This is a genomic window from Luteitalea pratensis, from assembly GCF_001618865.1.
In the GTDB taxonomy this organism is placed as follows: domain Bacteria; phylum Acidobacteriota; class Vicinamibacteria; order Vicinamibacterales; family Vicinamibacteraceae; genus Luteitalea; species Luteitalea pratensis.
In genome coordinates this window covers 3,551,541-3,567,913 of record NZ_CP015136.1, presented here as the reverse complement: position 1 = coordinate 3,567,913, position 16,373 = coordinate 3,551,541, and the positions used below count along the sequence as shown (strand labels likewise).

Sequence of the window (16,373 nt, the reverse complement as noted above, 5' to 3'; positions counted from 1 at the left end):
ACCTGTGTCCAAGTGCTGTCCGTTCAAACCCCCTCCGGAGGTGTTAGTGATCCTTGTTCGAACTCTTCTAGCAAGAGGCCTGGCCATTGCCCTCGCAGCAGCCGTGGCGCTGCTGCCAGCCAATGCGTCGGCACAAGCGCTGTACGGCACGATTGCCGGTACGGTGACTGATGATTCTGGCGCGGCCATTCCTGGCGCGACCGTGACCGTGGTGAACGAGGGTACCGGCCTCCAGGTCAGCGGTGTGACCGACGAGACGGGCGCCTACGCCATCCGCAACCTGCAGCCCGGCACCTGGACGGTGAAGGCCTCCCTGCAGGGCTTCAAGGAGTACATCCAGACCGGCGTGCCGGTGGCTCAGAACGACGTCTCCCGCGTGGACGGGAAGCTCGAGGTCGGCGCCCTGACCGAATCGGTCACGGTCACGACCGATTCCGCCCTGCTCAAGACCGACAAGGCTGACGTCTCGGTCAACCTCAAGCCTGCCGATGTCGTCAACCTGCCGCTGAACCAGTACCGGAACTATCAGGGCCTGATGAACCTGGTACCCGGTGCCACGCCGACTGTGACGCAGAACAATCAGGTCGACACGCCGGCCCGCGCGCTGGCGACCAACGTCAACGGCACCAACAACAACAACAACGTGACGCGTATCGACGGCGCGGCCTCGATCAACGTGTGGCTTCCGCACCACGCGGGCTACATCGCGCCAGTCGAGACGATCGAGACGGTCAACATCTCGACCAACAGCTTCGACGCGTCGCAGGGCATGACCGGCGGCGCCGCGGTGTCGGTCGCGACCAAGTCGGGCACGAACCAGTTCAGGGGTTCGGCGTTCTGGTTCCGTAACCAGGACAATTTCAACGCGCGCCAGGGGTATTTGACTACCCTGGAAAATCCGGAGTCGAGCGTCGACATCCTTGGCGGCACCGTCGGCGGTCCGATCAAGAAGAACAACCTGTTCTTCTTCGGCGGCTGGGAGCGCAACCTCGAGAAGAACAGCTTCGTCGAGCAGTTCACCGTGCCGACGGCGAGGATGCGCCAGGGCGACTTCAGCGAAGTGCTCGCCGTCAACCCCAATTTCAAGCTGTACGACCCCGCGACCGGCAACCAGTCGACCGGCGCCGGTCGGGCCGAGTTCCCCGGTGCGGTGATTCCGGCCAGCCGGATAAGCTCGATCTCGCAGACCATCCAGTCGCAGTACCCGGCGCCGAACGCAGCCGGCACGAACAGCGGCCTGCAGAACAACTATGAAGTCGCACGCTTCCCAGAGGCGAAGCGAGACAACGTCGACTTCAAGGTGAACTGGAACCGCACCTCCGCCAACCAGATCTGGGCCAAGTACTCGATGATGGACGCGTCGGTGCAGTCACTCTTCAAGCTGCCCTTCGACGAGCCCGGCGGCGGCGACACCACGGTGGATCTGTGGAGCATCGGACAGACCTACACGATCAACCCGACGTTGATCTGGGACGCCACGTTCGGGTCCAACGTGATGGAGCACGCGTCGCGGGGTCCTGACTACGGCACCAACTACGGGCTCGACCTGTTCAAGATCCCCGGCACCAACAGCGCCGGCACGACCGGCCCCGGCTCGGCTGACCCGCTCCTGTATTCGGGCATGCCGCAGATCAACACGGGACTGGGCGTAATCGGCAACAACGACGGGTGGACACCGGTCCAGCGCCGCGAGTTCAACTACACGTTCTCGACCAACGTCACGAAGGTCGCCGGCAGGCACGAGATTCGTTCCGGCTTCGACCTCGTCAAGCTCGGTCTCGACCACTGGCAGCCCGAATTCAACAACCCCCGTGGCACGTTCAGCTTCAACGGCGCGATCACGGGCATTCCGGGGTACTCGGCCACTATCTGGAACAACTACGGTGCGTTCCTTCTTGGCCAGATGAGCGAGTATGGCAAGAGCGTCCAGTTCGAGGAGATGACCACGAACGAGGACCAGTACGGCCTGTACATCAACGACCGCTGGCAGGTGAGCGACAAGCTGACGCTCAATGCCGGTCTCCGCTGGGAGTACTACCCGCTCATGCAGCGTGACGACCGCAGCTTCGAGCAGCTCGACCTGGCGACGTTCAACGTGCTCTTCAGCGAAAAGAGCAGCGACCTGGGCTACGAGTCGCAGAAGAACCTGTTTGCGCCCCGCGTCGGTGCGGCCTACCGCATCAACGACGACACGGTGTTCCGTGCCGGTTACGGTCGTACGTTCAACCCACTCCCGTGGTCGCGGCCGCTTCGCGGGTTCTACCCGTCCACGATCGCCTATGGCGCCACGGGGCCCGTCGCGGCCATCCCGTACGGCGATATCGGGCTGGGCATTCCTCCGGCGGCGAACCCCGACCTCTCGACCGGCGTCACTCCCCTGCCGCGCGGTGTCACCATGCGCACGCCAGAGGTCGGCAACGTGCAGCGCGGCACGATCGACTCGTGGAACGTGTTCGTCGAGCGCCGCCTTCCCGGCGAAATCTCACTGAGCACGGGATACGTGGGTACCGCGACCAACAACGGCTACGCGGACCTCAACCTGAACTACGCGGAAAGCGGTGGCAACGCCAATCGGCAGTTTTCCGCGCAGGCAGGCACCGCCGACATCCTGCTGTGGGGCGCGCGCACCAAGGCGCGCTACCACTCGCTCCAGATGGCCGTGAACCGTCCGTTCAGGAATGGCCTCCTCCTCAAGGGCGCCTACACCTTCTCGAAGGCGCTCAACGAGGCCGATGACGATGGATGGGTGGGCCTGAGCTGGAACCAGCCGTCACAGATCGGACGCAACTACGCGCGCGCGGGGTATGACCGCCCGCACATGCTCCAGATGGGCTTCGTGTACGAACTGCCGTGGTTCAGGGAGGACTCGGGCGTTCTCGCGATGCTCCTGAAGGCATGGCAGATCAACGGCATCGGGTCGTGGGTGTCGGGCACGCCGTTTTCCGTCACCGGTGACAACGCCCTTCTGAACCAGCAGGGTGGCCTCCAGACCGGCAATGTAAGCGGCGAACTCGAAGGCAACTTCAACGAGGCAGGGCCCAATGGCCCGTGGTACGACCCGAGCCAGTTCAGCCAGCCAGGCAACGCCTGGGGCAACAGCGGGCGCAACTCGTTCCGTGGGCCGTCGAACTGGAACCTTGACTTCTCGCTGTTCAAGGCGATCCCGGTTGGCCGCTACCGCATGGAGTTCCGTGCGGAGTCGAGCAACGTGCTGAACCATACGCAGTGGGCCAGCCCGGCCACCGCCGATCGCGCCATCACGTCGCTGAACTTCATGCGTCTTCGTACGCTGGCCCGAACGCCGCGGCGTATCCAGCTCGGCCTGCGCTTCGCGTTCTAGTGAATCCAGGTAGGGCCGGCTCTCCGAGCCCGGCCCTACCCAACTCTGACGTCTCCCCTCGTGGGGTGACCTTCGCCCCGGTAGCCCACAGGCTGCCGGGGCTTTTTGTTGGTAGGGACGGCTCTCCGAGCCGTCCAGACGGCTCTCCGCCTGCGCGCCGGAGCCTTGGCGAAGGCGAGAGCCGTCCATGTCCGACCGTGGACGTCATCGGCCGTACATCGATCGTGTCGCCGCGGAGACGGCCCGCTCGGAGAGCGGGCCCTACCAACCGTGCTGTAATGCCCGTGTGCTCTTCGTGCGCCTCGCCGCCCTGATGCTGGCGTCGGCCCTGATGCTGCAGCCGGCGGCCGACTGGCGAACCATTCCTGTCGACAGCTATCCAAGTGACGCCCGCGCCCAGATTGGCGCCGCGAGTGAAACCGCCACGCGCCGTCCGAACGACGCGGAGGCAGTCGGACAACTCGGTCTCGTGCTGCACGCGTGGGAGCAATACGAGCTTGCCGTCACGGTCTATGCCGAGGCCCGGCGACTTGCGCCCACAGCCGTCGACTGGTGGGCCCTCTCGGGCACGCTGGCGACCCGGATGGGTCGCCACGACGACGCCGCCGAGTATTTCGGCAAGGCCACTGCGCTGGCGCCGTCACCGCTGCTGGCGTTGCGTCATGCCGACGCGCTGCTCGATGCCGGACGACTGGCCGAGGCGCGCGCGGCGTATGACCTCGCCGTCACCATGCCCGACGCCGAGCCTGCCGCGCGGTACGGACTCGGCCGGCTTGCGATCGTCGACGGCGACATGACCACGGCCCGCACGCAGTTCGAGCGCGCCGTCGCGCTTGTGCCGACCTTCGGCGCTGCGCACTACGCCCTTGCCCAGGTCCATCGCAAGGCCGGCGACCTGGCAGCCGCCCGCGCCTCCATCGCCAGGCAGCAGCAGTGTCTCAACTGCTGGCCGATGCCGGCCGACCCGTACGCATCCCGCCTCGCTGCCGTCCGCGACGACGCCAGGGCGCTGCTGCAGCGCGGCCTGGGTCTCGCCGGGCGTGCCGAAGATGCGAAGGCGATCGCCCTTCATGAGGACGCGCTGGTGCGGGACCCGGCGCTGCTGCAGGCGCACGTCAACCTGATCACGCTGTACGCGCGGACCGGCAACATGGCGAAGGCCGAGGAGCACTACCGTGCGGTGACCGCACGCGGCCTGCAACTGGCCGAGGCGCACCGTGCTTTCGGGCTCGCCTTGCTGGCGGTGAAGGAGCCCGCGCGCGCCGAGCCCATCCTGCGTCTTGCCGTCGAGGCCAACCCGCAGGATGCCGAGGCGCTCAACGCGCTCGGCCTGATCCAGGAAAGCAGTGGCCGGCTCGCCGTCGCGGAAGGGTCGTACCGTCGGGCGGTCGCGGCCAATCCTCGCGTGCGCGGCCTGCGCTTCAACCTCGCCCGCATCCTGGTCGCGCAAGGGCGTCTCGACGACGCACTCGCGCAACTTTCGCTACTGGCCCTTCCCGACGATGCGGAGAGCGTGCGGTACATGCACGCCGCCGCTGCCCTGCACGTGCGCAAGGGCGACATCGCGACCGGCCGTCGCTTGAGCGAAGAGGCATTGGCCAGGGCGCGGCGCTACGGCCTCGCCGACGTCGCGGCAGCCATCGAGAGGGATTTGGAGAAACTCAAATAGCCATGGCCTACAGCCTGCAGCCTGCAGCCTGCCCGCACGACGTGCCGGGTACTCACAGGGTAGGGCCGGCTCTCCGAGCCGGCCATCACGTCTGCATCGCCATGCTTCTCATGGTCAGCGGGCTGATGCTACACGCCCAGCAGCCTGGCAGACCTCGTTTCGAGGACATCGCCGACAAAACCGGACTACGCTTCGTGCACGACAACGGCGCCCGCGGCGACTACTGGCTGCCGGAGATCATGGGCGCGGGCGTGGCCGTGTTCGACTACGACAACGACGGCGATCTCGACGTCTTCCTCGTGCAGGGTGCTCCGGGAACTGACGCGAACCCGCCGGGCACCGGGCACCGGGCGGCGGCAGGTAGGGACGGCTCTCTGCCTGCGCGCCGCAGCCTTGGCGAAGGCGGGAGCCGTCCATCTCCGCCCCCCGAACCTCCGACCTCCAGGTTGTTTCGCAACGACCTCGACAAGCCTGGCGGCACGCTGCGGTTCACCGATGTCACCACGCAGGCTGGTGTCGGGCTTGTTGCACAGGGCATGGGCACGGCCGTCGGCGACGTCGACAACGACGGCGATCTCGATCTCTACGTCACCACGTTCGGCGACAACGTGCTGTTTCGCAACGAGGCCGACGGACGCTTCGTGGACGTGACCGCCGCGGCCAACGCCAACGACCCACGCTGGAGCAGCAGCGCTGCGTTCTTCGACTACGACCGCGACGGCTTCCTCGACCTGTATGTCGCCAATTACGTGGACTTCACGCCAGCCGGCAACAAGCCGTGCGCCGAGCCCGCCGGGCAGCGTGATTACTGCGCGCCGCTGGCCTATCGTCCCGTGCCCGATCGTCTCTTGCGCAATCGCGGCGATGGCACGTTCGAGGACGCGAGCGAGAAGGCCGGCATCACGCGCGCAGATGGCAACGGGCTTGGCGTGGCCATCGGTGACTACGACGCCGACGGCTGGCCCGACATCTACGTGGCCAACGACGCGACGCCGAACCAGCTGTGGATGAACCAGCACGACGGCACCTTTGAGGACATGGGCCTGCTCGCCGGCACCGCGTACAACGCCGCGGGACGTCCGGAAGGCAGCATGGGCATCGCCTCGGGCGACTACGATCGCGACGGCGACGAAGACCTCGTCGTCACCAACATCGTCGGCGAAACGTTCGTGCTCTACGAGAACGATGGCAAAGGGGGTTTCGAGGACCGTCGCGCGGCGGTGGGACTGGCAGCGCCGACCGCGATGATGACCGGATTCGGCGCTGACTGGTTCGATGCCGACAACGACGGCTGGCTCGAGTTGTTCGTTGCCAACGGCGCCGTCAACCTGATTCCGAGCCTGCGCGCGACACCCAACCCCTTCCGCCAGCGCAATCAGCTGTTCACCACAGGACCGGGAATCGGGTTACGGGTGACGGGTGCCGGGAACCCGCCGCCCATTGATGGTAGGGACGGCTCTCTGAGCCGTCCATCTCAGAACCACCCGCCACCCGTCCCCCTCACCGCAAGCCGGCCGTCTACATCGCCGAACGCGACCGTGCGTCTGCGGGACGTCACCGCCGAGGCCGGGCCGGGCCTGGAGTTGCTCGGGGTCGGTCGGGGCGCGGCACTCGGCGATCTCGACCTCGATGGCCGCGTCGATGTCGTCGTCACCAACAACGGCGGCCCGGTCCGCCTGCTGCACAACGTCACCAGCGGTGCCGGTCACTGGCTGCGACTGAGATTGACGCAGCCGAAGACGAACAGGCGCGCCGTCGGTGCCTCGGTGCGGATCGACGTTCCAGGCCAGCCGCCGATCGTGCGCCGCGTCCATTCCGGCGGCAGCTACCTCTCGTCCTCTGACGATCGGCTGTACGTCGGCCTGGGTGCCAGTGCCGGTCCGATCACTGCCACCGTGACCTGGCCCGACGGCGTACAGCAGCGCGTGAGCGGCCTCGTAGTGGACCGCGAGCATGAGATCAGCCGCCGATCTCGCCCCTCAGTATTCGGGCCATGATTCATTCGCAGCCCCCAGGCCCTCGTCGGCCAGCAGACGGTCCTCCGTCGGGTCGAGCCTGGCGCACTCCTCGGCCACGCGAGTGCGGGCCAATCGAGACAGCTTTACCGCGAGCGCTGCCTCAATCGCCTGGCTACGATTGCGGAAGCGCTGCCGGGCCACGAGGTGGTCCACGCGGTCGAGCAGTTCAGGGTCGAGCGTCAGGGCGACCTAGGTCTTTGGCATGGCCAGAGCAACCGCGTGATCGCATCCAAGTACCGGCCGCGCATGGCGGCATAGAAACCCGCCTTCCAGATCTTAGCCGGCCTTTCGCGCTTTCGACGGAGGTGGCTCACCGTGCTCGGCAAGATACACGCGCAGCGCCTTGTTGACTGAACCAGAGTCTCGAAACACCCTGGCGAGATCAGGCTCGAGTAGCACGATGTTCGTGCCTTGCTGATACCGCTCGTAGTACTTCCCTCGCACGCCACCGGTGAGGTCGTACTCCGGTCTCATTCCATCGGTCGGTTTCTTGTCCGTCATGTTCGTATGTTCGGCGCTCGGCACTCGTCACGGGCCGTGCACTGATGATGCGAATCCGATCGTCTCGGTCAGTATGGGCGACGATCAGCAGTCGCTGCTGAGCCGTCGCCCCGACGGTCAAGAATCGCTGTTCGTCGCTCGAATGATCCGGATCCGCGATTGTCACCGCCAGCGGGTCGCCAAATACGGTTGATGCGTCCTTGAACGTGACGCCGTGCTTCGAGTGGTTGTCGGCATCTTTGACTGGATCCCACTCGAAATCCATTTCGCCTCAGTTCGAGTATACCGAGTCGTTGTTTGTCCGGTTGACAACGGGTTGGAGCCGACGGCCCCGACGGGCACGAGCTGGGGGACATGCGCGGGACGCGTAGCAGGCTTTGTTCCGTAGAGTCTATTGGGGAGCGGCCGGGTGGCCACCTGGACCCTCATGACCCCGGTGGCGGCAGTCAAATTTCTGGGCGCCTGAAATCCTGCACTTCCCGGATAATCGCCCCGATGCCGACCCGTCGCCGCTTCCTCACCACAGTGCCCGCCGTCCTCGCTGCCGCGCAGGTGTCCCGTTCAGACCTGCAGGCGCAGACATCGGCCGGCAGTGCCGTCGCCGCGTGGCTCACGCCCTACCAACGCGACGTGCAGCGACTCGTCGACGCCAGTGTCGGCTCCACCGCGGCATGGGACCGTCTCGCCGAGCTGTGCGACACCTTCGGCGGCCGGTTGACTGGCACGCGCAACCTGCAGCTCGCGTGCGAGTGGGCAGCCGAGACGATGCGCGGTGACGGACTCGAGAACGTCCGGCTCGAGAAGACGATGGCGCCGCATTGGGTGCGCGGCGAGGAATCGCTCGCGATCGAGACACCTGTCCGGTCGCCACTGGTCATGCTGGGGCTCGGCGGCAGTGTGGGCACGCCAGCCGGCGGTATCACTGCCCCGCTGATCGTGGTTCGCAGTTTCGACGAGTTGAACAAGCGCGCCTCCGATGTGCCGGGGCGCGTCGTCCTGTACGACGTGCCGTTCACGAGCTACGGCCAGACGGTCGCGTATCGCGCCAACGGCGCGATCAACGCCGCCCGTCATGGCGCCGTCGCCGTGCTCGTGCGCTCTGTTGGCCCGATCGGCCTGCGGACGCCCCATACGGGCGCCGTGAGCTACCTGCAGGGTACGCCGCAGATTCCTGCCGCGGCCCTGCCTGTGGAGGACTCGCAGCGCCTCGCCCGTCTCGCCGCACGCGGCGTGCCGGTCACCGTGACGCTTCGGATGGCGGCGGCGACGCTTCCAGACGTCGAGAGCGCCAACGTGATCGGCGAGGTCACCGGGCGGGAGCGGGCCGACGAGATCGTGGTGGTCGGCGGGCACTTCGATTCCTGGGATGCCGCAGTCGGTGCCTCCGACGATGGCGTCGGGTGCATCGTCACGTGGGAGGCCGCGCGTCTCATGAAGAAGCTCGGGCTGCACCCGCGCCGGACCGTGCGCGTGGTGCTGTTCACGAACGAGGAGAACGGCCTGCGCGGCGCCACGGCGTACCGTGACGGGTACGTGGCCTCGGCGTCGAAGCACGTCATGGCGCTCGAGTCAGACATCGGCGTGTTCGAACCGATGCGTCTCGGTTTTTCCGGCAACGAGCGCGCGCGCCAGATGATGGCCGACGTTGTCGACCTGCTGCAGCCGCTCGGCTTCCCACCTCTCGGGCCGGGCGGTGGCGGCGCCGACATCGGCCCGATCGCGCAGGCCGGCCAGGTGCCGACGATGGCACTCGCGGGTGATGCGGCGAGGTATTTCCAGATTCACCACACGCCCGCGGATACGGTCGAGCGAATCGACCCCAAGGAGATGGCCAAGGCGGCCGCGGCGATCGCCGTCGTCACGTGGATGGCCGCCGAGATGGAGACACCGTTACCAAGGTAGGGACCGCTCTCCGAGCGGTCCATGACCCTCGCTTTCTCCGAGCGGTCCATGGCCGACGCCGAATGGTCCCCTGTTCGGCGGGGTAGGCGATGGACGGCTCGGAGAGCCGTCCCACCAATGACGATGGTAAGGTGTGAGGCGAGGAGAGATTCGGTGACCCAGACCTTCGTGGCGCGTTTCAGTGGCGCGCTGGTGATGACCCTGACACTCGCCGGCGTGATCGCCGCGGCGCAAGCCAAACTTCCGACCGTGGTCGTGTACAAGACGCCCACCTGCGGCTGTTGCACCAAGTGGGTGGAGCACCTCAAGGCGGCCGGCTTCACGGTTGAAACGCAGCATCGTGACGACCTGACGAGCATCCGGCAGCAGCAGAAGGTACCGCCCACCGCCACGTCGTGCCACACGGCACTGGTGGGACCGTACGTCGTCGAGGGCCACGTGCCCGCGGCCGACGTCAAGAAGCTGCTCGCGGAGAAACCCGCCATCAAGGGCATCGCCGTGCGCGGCATGCCGGTCGGCTCGCCGGGCATGGAAGGCGCGAACCCGCAGAAGTACGACACGCTCGCCTTCACCGAAGGCGGCAAGACGAGCGTGTTTGCGAAACACTGACAGGCTGCAGCCTGTAGCCTACAGCCTGCAGGCCGGGCGGTAGGCTGCAGGCCGCAGGCTACAAGTCTCAGGTCTCAGGTCTTAGGTCGCATGTCTTGCTTGAGACCTGAGCCTTGAGACGTAAGTCCTCCCCTACCCCTTGAACGCCGCCCGCAGTTGTGCGACGGCCTTCGGCACCGCCTCCTGGGCGGGCGCCTTGCCTTCGAACTCCAGCGAGACATAGCCGCGATACTGCTGCGCGGCGAGGATCTTCGCGATGCGGGCGTAGTCGATGTCGAGCGAGTACCACTCGCCGCCGCCCTCGTACGTCTTGGCCTGCACGAAGACCGTCTTTGGTGCGATCTTCTCGAACTGCGCGTACTGATCGTCGAGGAAGTTGCCCGTGTCGGCGAGCACGCCGAGCCATGGCGAGTTGACGGCGTCGACGATCCGCATCAGCCCGTCGGCGGTGCGTGCCAGGCCCCAGTGGTTCTCGAGGGCCAACACCACACCGAGCTTCTCGGCGGTCGGCAACAACTTCTCGATCGACGAGATGCACCATTCGAAGCCCTGGGCTTCGGTCGCACCGGGCAGCACTGGCTCGATGCCCTTGTTGGCCATCAGGTCGTCGAACGACTTGGTGGTGTTCCAGCGGCCGGTGTTCAGGCGCAGGCACGGGATGCCCATCGCGTAGGCCAGTTCCATGCAGTGCACCGTGTGGTCGATGTTCTTCTGCCGCTCGGCGGCATCCGGGAACACGAAGCCCTGGTGAATGGACAACGCGATCAGGTCGATGCCGTTGACGAACGCGTGCTTCTTGAGGCGCTGCAGGTACGCGTTGTCCTCGCCCTTCATCTGGCGGTGCAGGATGTCCACGCCCTCGACGCCGACCGACGCGGCATGCTCGATGACCTTCTCGATCGGATACGGGTCGTTCTCCGGCCGGAAGTGCCAGTACGAGTAGGACGACACGCCAAGTTTGATGCGGCCCGGCCCCTTGCCGAGCGATGCCGGAGTGGGCCCGGTACGCTGCGCGAACGCAGACGAGGACGGGACGACCTGCAGGGCCGCGGCAGCTGCGGCTGTGCCAGCGGCGCCCAACAACGCACGACGAGAAATGGACATCAGTGACGGACTCCTTGTCGGCCTTAGTCGGTCGGCCGTGGGCCTTCGAACATCAGGCATTTGGTATCACCAGCCTCCGGCCTGCAGCCTGCGGGCTCCAGGGGGACGCACGGCTCAAGGCTCACGTCTCACGTCTCAGGTCTCAGGTCTCAGGTCTCAGGTCTCAGGCCTCAGGCCTCAGGCCAACAAGACATGAGCCGCAAGCCGTAAGGCGCCAAACGTTAGCAAGCGTCAAGCGTTCCCGTTAAACGTTAGGCGTTAGGCGTTAATGTGGCCCTGCTGATGCACGCGACCACCTGGTCGATCTCGGTGAGAGTGGTCGGGCGCCCGACGCTGATGCGCAGGTTGGTGAGGCCTTCCTCGCGGCCGATCGCGCTGAGGACATGCGAGGACTCACCGGATGCGCTCGTGCATGCCGAGCTCGTGGAGACGCAGATGTCGTCACCGAGGGCCGCGAGCAGGGCGTCACCGGCGGCGCCGGGCACGCTCACGTTGAGGTTGTTGGGCAGTCGCCGGTCAGGACTTGCGATCGGATCGGGCCCGTTCAGCAGCACCGACGGAAAGGCGTCCTGCAGCGCCAGCCAGAGTCGATCGCGCATCGCGCGCTGCGTGTGACGGTCGGTCTGGAGGTCTGCGCCGGCGAGCACGACCGCATCGGCAAGACCAACGATGCCGGGCACGTTCAGGGTGCCGCTGCGAAGGCCGAATTCGTGGCCGCCGCCATCGAGCTGGGGCGCGAGCGTGCAGGGCGTGCGCACGTAGAGCGCGCCGACGCCCTTCGGGCCGTACATCTTGTGACCACTCATGGACAGCAGGTCCACGTGCAAAGCCTGCACGTCCACGGGCACCTTGCCGAACGATTGCGTGGCATCGGTGTGCACCAGCACGCCCCGGGCCCGGCACACCGCGCCGATCGCGGCGATGTCGTGGATCACGCCGATCTCGTTGTTGGCGTGCATCAGCGACACCAGCACGGTGTCTGGACGGAGGGCGCCTTCGACATCGGCAACCGACAGCGAACCATCGCTGGCCACCGGCAGGAAGGTGACCTCGTAGCCGTCGTCACGCAGCGCCTTGCAGGCGTTGAGGACGCACTTGTGCTCCGTGACAGCCGTCAGGACGTGACGGCCGCGCGATTCGTACATGCGCACCACGCCCTTGATGGCGAGGTTGTTGGATTCGGTGGAACCGGACGTGAAGACGATCTCGCGCGGAGACGACGCATTGAGGGCCGTCGCGATCCGCTGGCGGGCCTGCTCGACGACGGCCCGCGCCTGCAACCCGACGCGATGACTGGTACTCGCGGGGTTGCCGAAGATCTCCATGAAGTACGGAGTCATGGCGGCGAACACCCTGGGATCCACCGGGGTCGTCGCGTGATAGTCGAGGTAGATGGGCACGGCGTGGGCTCTCCGCGGTCCACTGCGGATCTGCCCGGATTGTGCTACACCGCGCCAGCGGTGCGCAAACAGCTGACCTCGTCGACGGTAGGGCCGGCTGTCCCAGCCGGCCATCTGCTGCGCGAATCGGTGTCAACAGAGGACATGGACGGCTGGGACAGCCGTCCCTACCCAATCGCGCTGGAATCCGTTAAGGGAGACGTGTCAGGGTGCCGCCGCTGCCCAGTCGACGACCACGTCGCTGTAAACCTGCCCGTTGACGCCGAGCCACTTCACCGTGACCTTCGCGGCGGCCATGCGCAGCAGTTCGTCCGATTTGACGACGAAATGCGACGCATCCCCGACACGCTCCCCGAGGCCCTCGTCCGGGGCGGCCACCATCTCCAGTCGCACGAGGCGCCCGCTCGTCTCGACGTCCACGACCACCTTCGGCTGGGCGATGCGCTGCCCCGGTTGCCCTTCGGCATCCAGCACGTAGAGCGACAGTTCGCCGTTGTCGGGCACGGCCACCACCTCGGCATGCGCAGCATGCGGTCCGAGCGCCACCACGACGCCGCCGTGCGGCGGCCGATCGGCGTGCGCTTCCTCGTCTTCGAAGACGGTCGCCGTGGCGTCCTCCAGGGCCTTGGGCGCCGCGGGTCCGTTGACCGCCGCGGCTGCCGACACCTCCGCCGCGGGCGCCGACGACGAGCAGCCGGAAAGCCCACAGGCGAGGACCAGGGCCATCGGCGCCCAGATCACGGACCATCCCCTCACGTTCATGTACGTCTCCTTACAGGTCTGAGCGCTCACTGACGATTCTGGTCGCACGCACGCCACACGAAGGGACCACGCCAGCCGCGGCCGCGAGGCCGCAGCGTCGTGATCGCCGTGGCGGCGCGCACGCTGACGAGAGGGACTACTGCACGTCGCGCGCCAACGTTGCACGTCCGGCCTACGGCCTGCAGCCTGCAGCCTGCGGCTTCAGGTCTCAGGTCTCAGGTCACAGGTCTCAAGGGCTCTTCGCTCAGGCCGCAGGGCTCAGGTCTCAGGTCTCAGGCCTCAGGACCCAAGTCGGTAGAGCCTCAGGTCGCAGGGTTCAGGGCTCAGGTCCTTGCTGTTGGCGTTCGACGTCTGGCGTTTGGCGTTATCACGTTGCCGTCGACCTTCCGGCAAGCGTGCTGTCGACCCTCCATCTTCGCCAAGGCTACGGCGGACAAGTCAGGTCGACGGTCAGTGATCTTCCTGAAAGATGGCGACACCAGGCGCGTGGCAGCGCCGGCCTGAAGGTCGGCGCCTACAACCGTGCGTGGTACGCAGTAGGCTGCGGCCTGCAGCCTGCAGCCGCAAACCCGTAGGCCGTAGGCGGTCGGCCGTAGGCGGTCGGCTGTAGGCGCTAGTGTAGTGTCCGAGAATTAACTGGACAACGCCTTGGACCGCCGTCGGCGGCGCGGCTGCGTGGAGCCGGGCTGAATTTGCTCGAGCGTTTGGCGGCAGCGTGCGAGCTTCTCTTCGATCCGTTGCACGGTCGCCGTCCACACGAATGGCTTCGGGTGTGCGTTCCACGCGGCCAGAAACTCCTGAATGGCTTGCTGCAATTCTTCCACGTTGGCGAACGATCCGCGGCGGACACGTTTCCCGGTGAGTTCCCCAAACCACCGTTCAATAAGATTGAGCCAACTGGAACTGGTCGGGACAAAATGCAGGAGAAAGCGCGGATGCCGTGCGAGCCAGGCGCGGACCGTGGGATGGGTGTGCGTGCCGTAGTTATCTAACACCAAGTGCAATGGCACCGGGCCAGGAAACTCGTGGTCCAGCGTGCGCAGAAACTTGACGAACTCTTGGTGTCGGTGGCGTTCGTAACACTGGCCGACGACCCGTCCTTCCAAGATCTCCAGGGCGGCAAACAGGGTCGTCGTGCCATTGCGCTTGTAGTCATGCGTCATCGTGCCGCAGCGGCCCTTCTTCAACGGGAGGCCCGGCTGCGTACGATCGAGCGCCTGAATCTGGCTCTTTTCATCGACACACAGCACCAGGGCCTGCTGCGGCGGATTCAGGTAGAGCCCCACGACATCGGTGAGCTTCGCCAAGAAGTGCGGGTCCCGCGACAACTTGAACCGCGTGACCCGATGCGGCTGGAGATGATGGCTGCGCCAGATGGTGCTGACGGTGGACTTACTGACGCCCTGACGTGCGGCCATCAGGCGGCAACTCCAGTGGGTCGTCCCCTCCGGCCGCGTCTGCAGGGTGGTGTCGACGATCGCTTTGATCTTGGCGCCGTCATAGGTCGCCTTCCGCCCCCGCCCCGGCGCGATCTCCCAGAGACTCGTGAGGCCGCCTGCCGCGAATCGGGCACGCCACAACATCACGGTCTTCCGATTGATCCCGAGGTCGGCGGCGATGCCGGAGTCGGAGTGCCCGGCCGCCGCTGCCAGCACGATGCGACTGCGCAACGCGACTTGCTGCGGGGTGTTCTGGGCGTCCAACCACCGGTCGATTTCGTCCCGGTCGGTAGCACTGAGGCTGATCGGGGGAACAGCAGCGGGCATGCCTCTGACCCTACGCCGTCCCGTATACGTTGTCCATCTATTTGTTGGACACTACACTAGGCGTTAGAGGCGTCAGTGATGACGTACTGCCGCAACAATCTCTCGAGCGTGTCCTCCGGGTCGCGGCACCAGCCGGTGTGCGCCGGCGACGTCTGGATCACGGTACTGCGGGGCGCCACGAGCCAGTGGAACCGCTGCCGCGCCGGGAGCGCGCCAATGGGGCCCGCGTCTGCCCCGCCCCGGCACACCGCCTCGAACGATGCCAGGTGGCTGCGGACGATATCCTCATCCAGGGTCGGCGCGAACGCCTTCAGTCGCGTGGCATCCAGGTGCACCCGCGTGCCGAGGAAGCGGCGCTCGGGGCACGAGAGAATCACGCCGACGTTGACGAACTCCTCGCGCTCGACGTGCGGCACGACCCGGAGCACGGCGTAGTCATACGCGTGACAGTCGCGCACGGGTCGCCTCCTCCATGAACGATCGCGCGCCGCGAACACGCGCGCGCAGGTAGTCTGCGTATGCAGTGCGCTGCGCCTCCGCGCCCTCGCCAAGCCAGGCGTCGGGAATGTGCCCGGTCACGCCGTCGATCACCTCGTCCGAGAGCCGTGGTGTCAGCCGCATGTCGGCCTCGCCGATCGCGGATGCACGCCCGAGCAGCACGTGCTCGCTGATGCGGGGGAAGGCATCGTCGGCGCGGAGGACGAACTCCGCCGCCGGTGTCCCGTGATGGAAATACAGGCTCGCGCCATGGTCGATCAACCACAGACGGCGATGCCACATCAGGAGGTTGGTGTTGCGCGCGGTGCGATCGACGTTGGCCGTGAACGCGTCGAACCAGACCACTTCGGACGCCAGCGTGGAATCGACCCGATCCGCGACCGGGTCGAAGGCGACCGATCCGGGGAGATAGTCGAGCGCGAGATTGAGGCCTGCGCTGGCCCGGATCAGTTCCTGGATCTCCGGATCTGGCTCGGTCCGCGCCAGATCGGCATCCAGGTCGACAAACACCACTTCCGGCACCGGCAGGCCGAGCGCCCGCGCCAGTTCGCCTGACACCAGTTCGGCAATCAGCGCGCGGGGCCCCTGCCCCGCGCCCCGAAACTTGAGCACGTAGAGTCCATCGTCATCGGCTTCGATGATCGCCGGGAGGGACCCACCCTCGCGAAGCGGCGTCACGTAGCGTGTGACGTGGACGGTGCGGAGGGACGACATCAGGAATTGCAGAATTGCAGGAATTTCAGAATTTCACCACCACCGGGACAGTCCTACGCGTGGCGGCGGTAGTGGAATTCTGAACTTCTG

General features: G+C 66.3%; 14 protein-coding genes. 5 read left to right on the top strand and 9 right to left on the bottom strand.

Annotated elements, in window-relative coordinates; translation table 11 throughout:
• The first annotated feature begins 103 nt into the window (after positions 1-103).
• The 3 genes from LuPra_RS14640 (at position 104) to LuPra_RS14630 (ending at position 7,006) form a co-directional block, all read left to right on the top strand.
• Entirely contained in the window at positions 104-3,340 is a 3,237-nt protein-coding gene (locus tag LuPra_RS14640) for a TonB-dependent receptor (protein ID WP_162271402.1), read from the top strand.
• Positions 3,341-3,527: 187 nt separating this feature from the next.
• On the top strand, positions 3,528-5,009 hold the full coding sequence (locus LuPra_RS14635; RefSeq protein ID WP_110171434.1) for a tetratricopeptide repeat protein: 1,482 nt from the start codon (positions 3,528-3,530) through the stop codon (positions 5,007-5,009).
• Positions 5,010-5,110: 101 nt separating this feature from the next.
• A complete protein-coding gene (locus LuPra_RS14630) occupies positions 5,111-7,006 on the top strand; it encodes a CRTAC1 family protein (RefSeq protein ID WP_162271401.1) in 1,896 nt (631 codons plus the stop codon).
• Here the strand turns inward: LuPra_RS14630 and LuPra_RS34535 are convergent.
• The 3 genes from LuPra_RS34535 to LuPra_RS34530 form a co-directional block, all read right to left on the bottom strand.
• Positions 6,989-7,210 carry a CopG family ribbon-helix-helix protein gene (locus LuPra_RS34535; RefSeq protein ID WP_418001417.1) on the bottom strand — a complete coding sequence of 74 codons (222 nt, stop codon included), beginning with the start codon at positions 7,208-7,210 and terminating at the stop codon, positions 6,989-6,991. The genes LuPra_RS14630 and LuPra_RS34535 overlap by 18 nt on opposite strands.
• A gap of 93 nt (positions 7,211-7,303) precedes the next feature.
• The gene (locus tag LuPra_RS33280; RefSeq protein WP_418001402.1) at positions 7,304-7,501 is read right to left on the bottom strand and encodes a hypothetical protein; all 198 of its coding nucleotides are present in this window, start codon (positions 7,499-7,501) and stop codon (positions 7,304-7,306) included.
• Entirely contained in the window at positions 7,410-7,793 is a 384-nt protein-coding gene (locus LuPra_RS34530; RefSeq protein ID WP_110171432.1) for a BrnT family toxin, read from the bottom strand. The genes LuPra_RS33280 and LuPra_RS34530 overlap by 92 nt, the downstream gene beginning before the upstream one ends.
• Positions 7,794-8,023: 230 nt before the next feature.
• Here LuPra_RS34530 and LuPra_RS14615 point away from each other — a divergent pair, with 230 nt between their 5' ends.
• A complete protein-coding gene (locus LuPra_RS14615; protein WP_157899197.1) occupies positions 8,024-9,430 on the top strand; it encodes a M28 family peptidase in 1,407 nt (468 codons plus the stop codon).
• 153 nt (positions 9,431-9,583) lie between these two features.
• Positions 9,584-10,039, top strand: a complete 456-nt coding sequence (locus LuPra_RS14610) for a DUF411 domain-containing protein (RefSeq protein ID WP_234800890.1) — start codon at positions 9,584-9,586, stop codon at positions 10,037-10,039.
• A 132-nt stretch (positions 10,040-10,171) separates the two neighbouring features.
• On the opposite strand, the gene LuPra_RS14605 is transcribed toward LuPra_RS14610, so the two are convergent.
• The 6 genes from LuPra_RS14605 to LuPra_RS14580 form a co-directional block, all read right to left on the bottom strand.
• On the bottom strand, positions 10,172-11,143 hold the full coding sequence (locus LuPra_RS14605) for a sugar phosphate isomerase/epimerase family protein (protein ID WP_110171430.1): 972 nt from the start codon (positions 11,141-11,143) through the stop codon (positions 10,172-10,174).
• Positions 11,144-11,394: 251 nt separating this feature from the next.
• The gene (locus tag LuPra_RS14600; protein ID WP_234800889.1) at positions 11,395-12,543 is read right to left on the bottom strand and encodes a cysteine desulfurase family protein; all 1,149 of its coding nucleotides are present in this window, start codon (positions 12,541-12,543) and stop codon (positions 11,395-11,397) included.
• 204 nt (positions 12,544-12,747) lie between these two features.
• Complete coding sequence (locus LuPra_RS14595) at positions 12,748-13,305, bottom strand: hypothetical protein (protein ID WP_110171428.1); 558 nt, start codon at positions 13,303-13,305, stop codon at positions 12,748-12,750.
• A gap of 632 nt (positions 13,306-13,937) precedes the next feature.
• Positions 13,938-15,071: an IS630 family transposase gene (locus tag LuPra_RS14590; RefSeq protein ID WP_110171427.1), complete on the bottom strand. Its 1,134-nt coding sequence runs from the start codon at positions 15,069-15,071 to the stop codon at positions 13,938-13,940.
• Between the two features lie 56 nt (positions 15,072-15,127).
• Complete coding sequence (locus LuPra_RS14585) at positions 15,128-15,529, bottom strand: DUF3037 domain-containing protein (RefSeq protein ID WP_110171426.1); 402 nt, start codon at positions 15,527-15,529, stop codon at positions 15,128-15,130.
• The gene (locus LuPra_RS14580; RefSeq protein ID WP_110171425.1) at positions 15,507-16,283 is read right to left on the bottom strand and encodes a HipA family kinase; all 777 of its coding nucleotides are present in this window, start codon (positions 16,281-16,283) and stop codon (positions 15,507-15,509) included. The genes LuPra_RS14585 and LuPra_RS14580 overlap by 23 nt, the downstream gene beginning before the upstream one ends.
• Between the last annotated feature and the right edge of the window lie 90 nt (positions 16,284-16,373).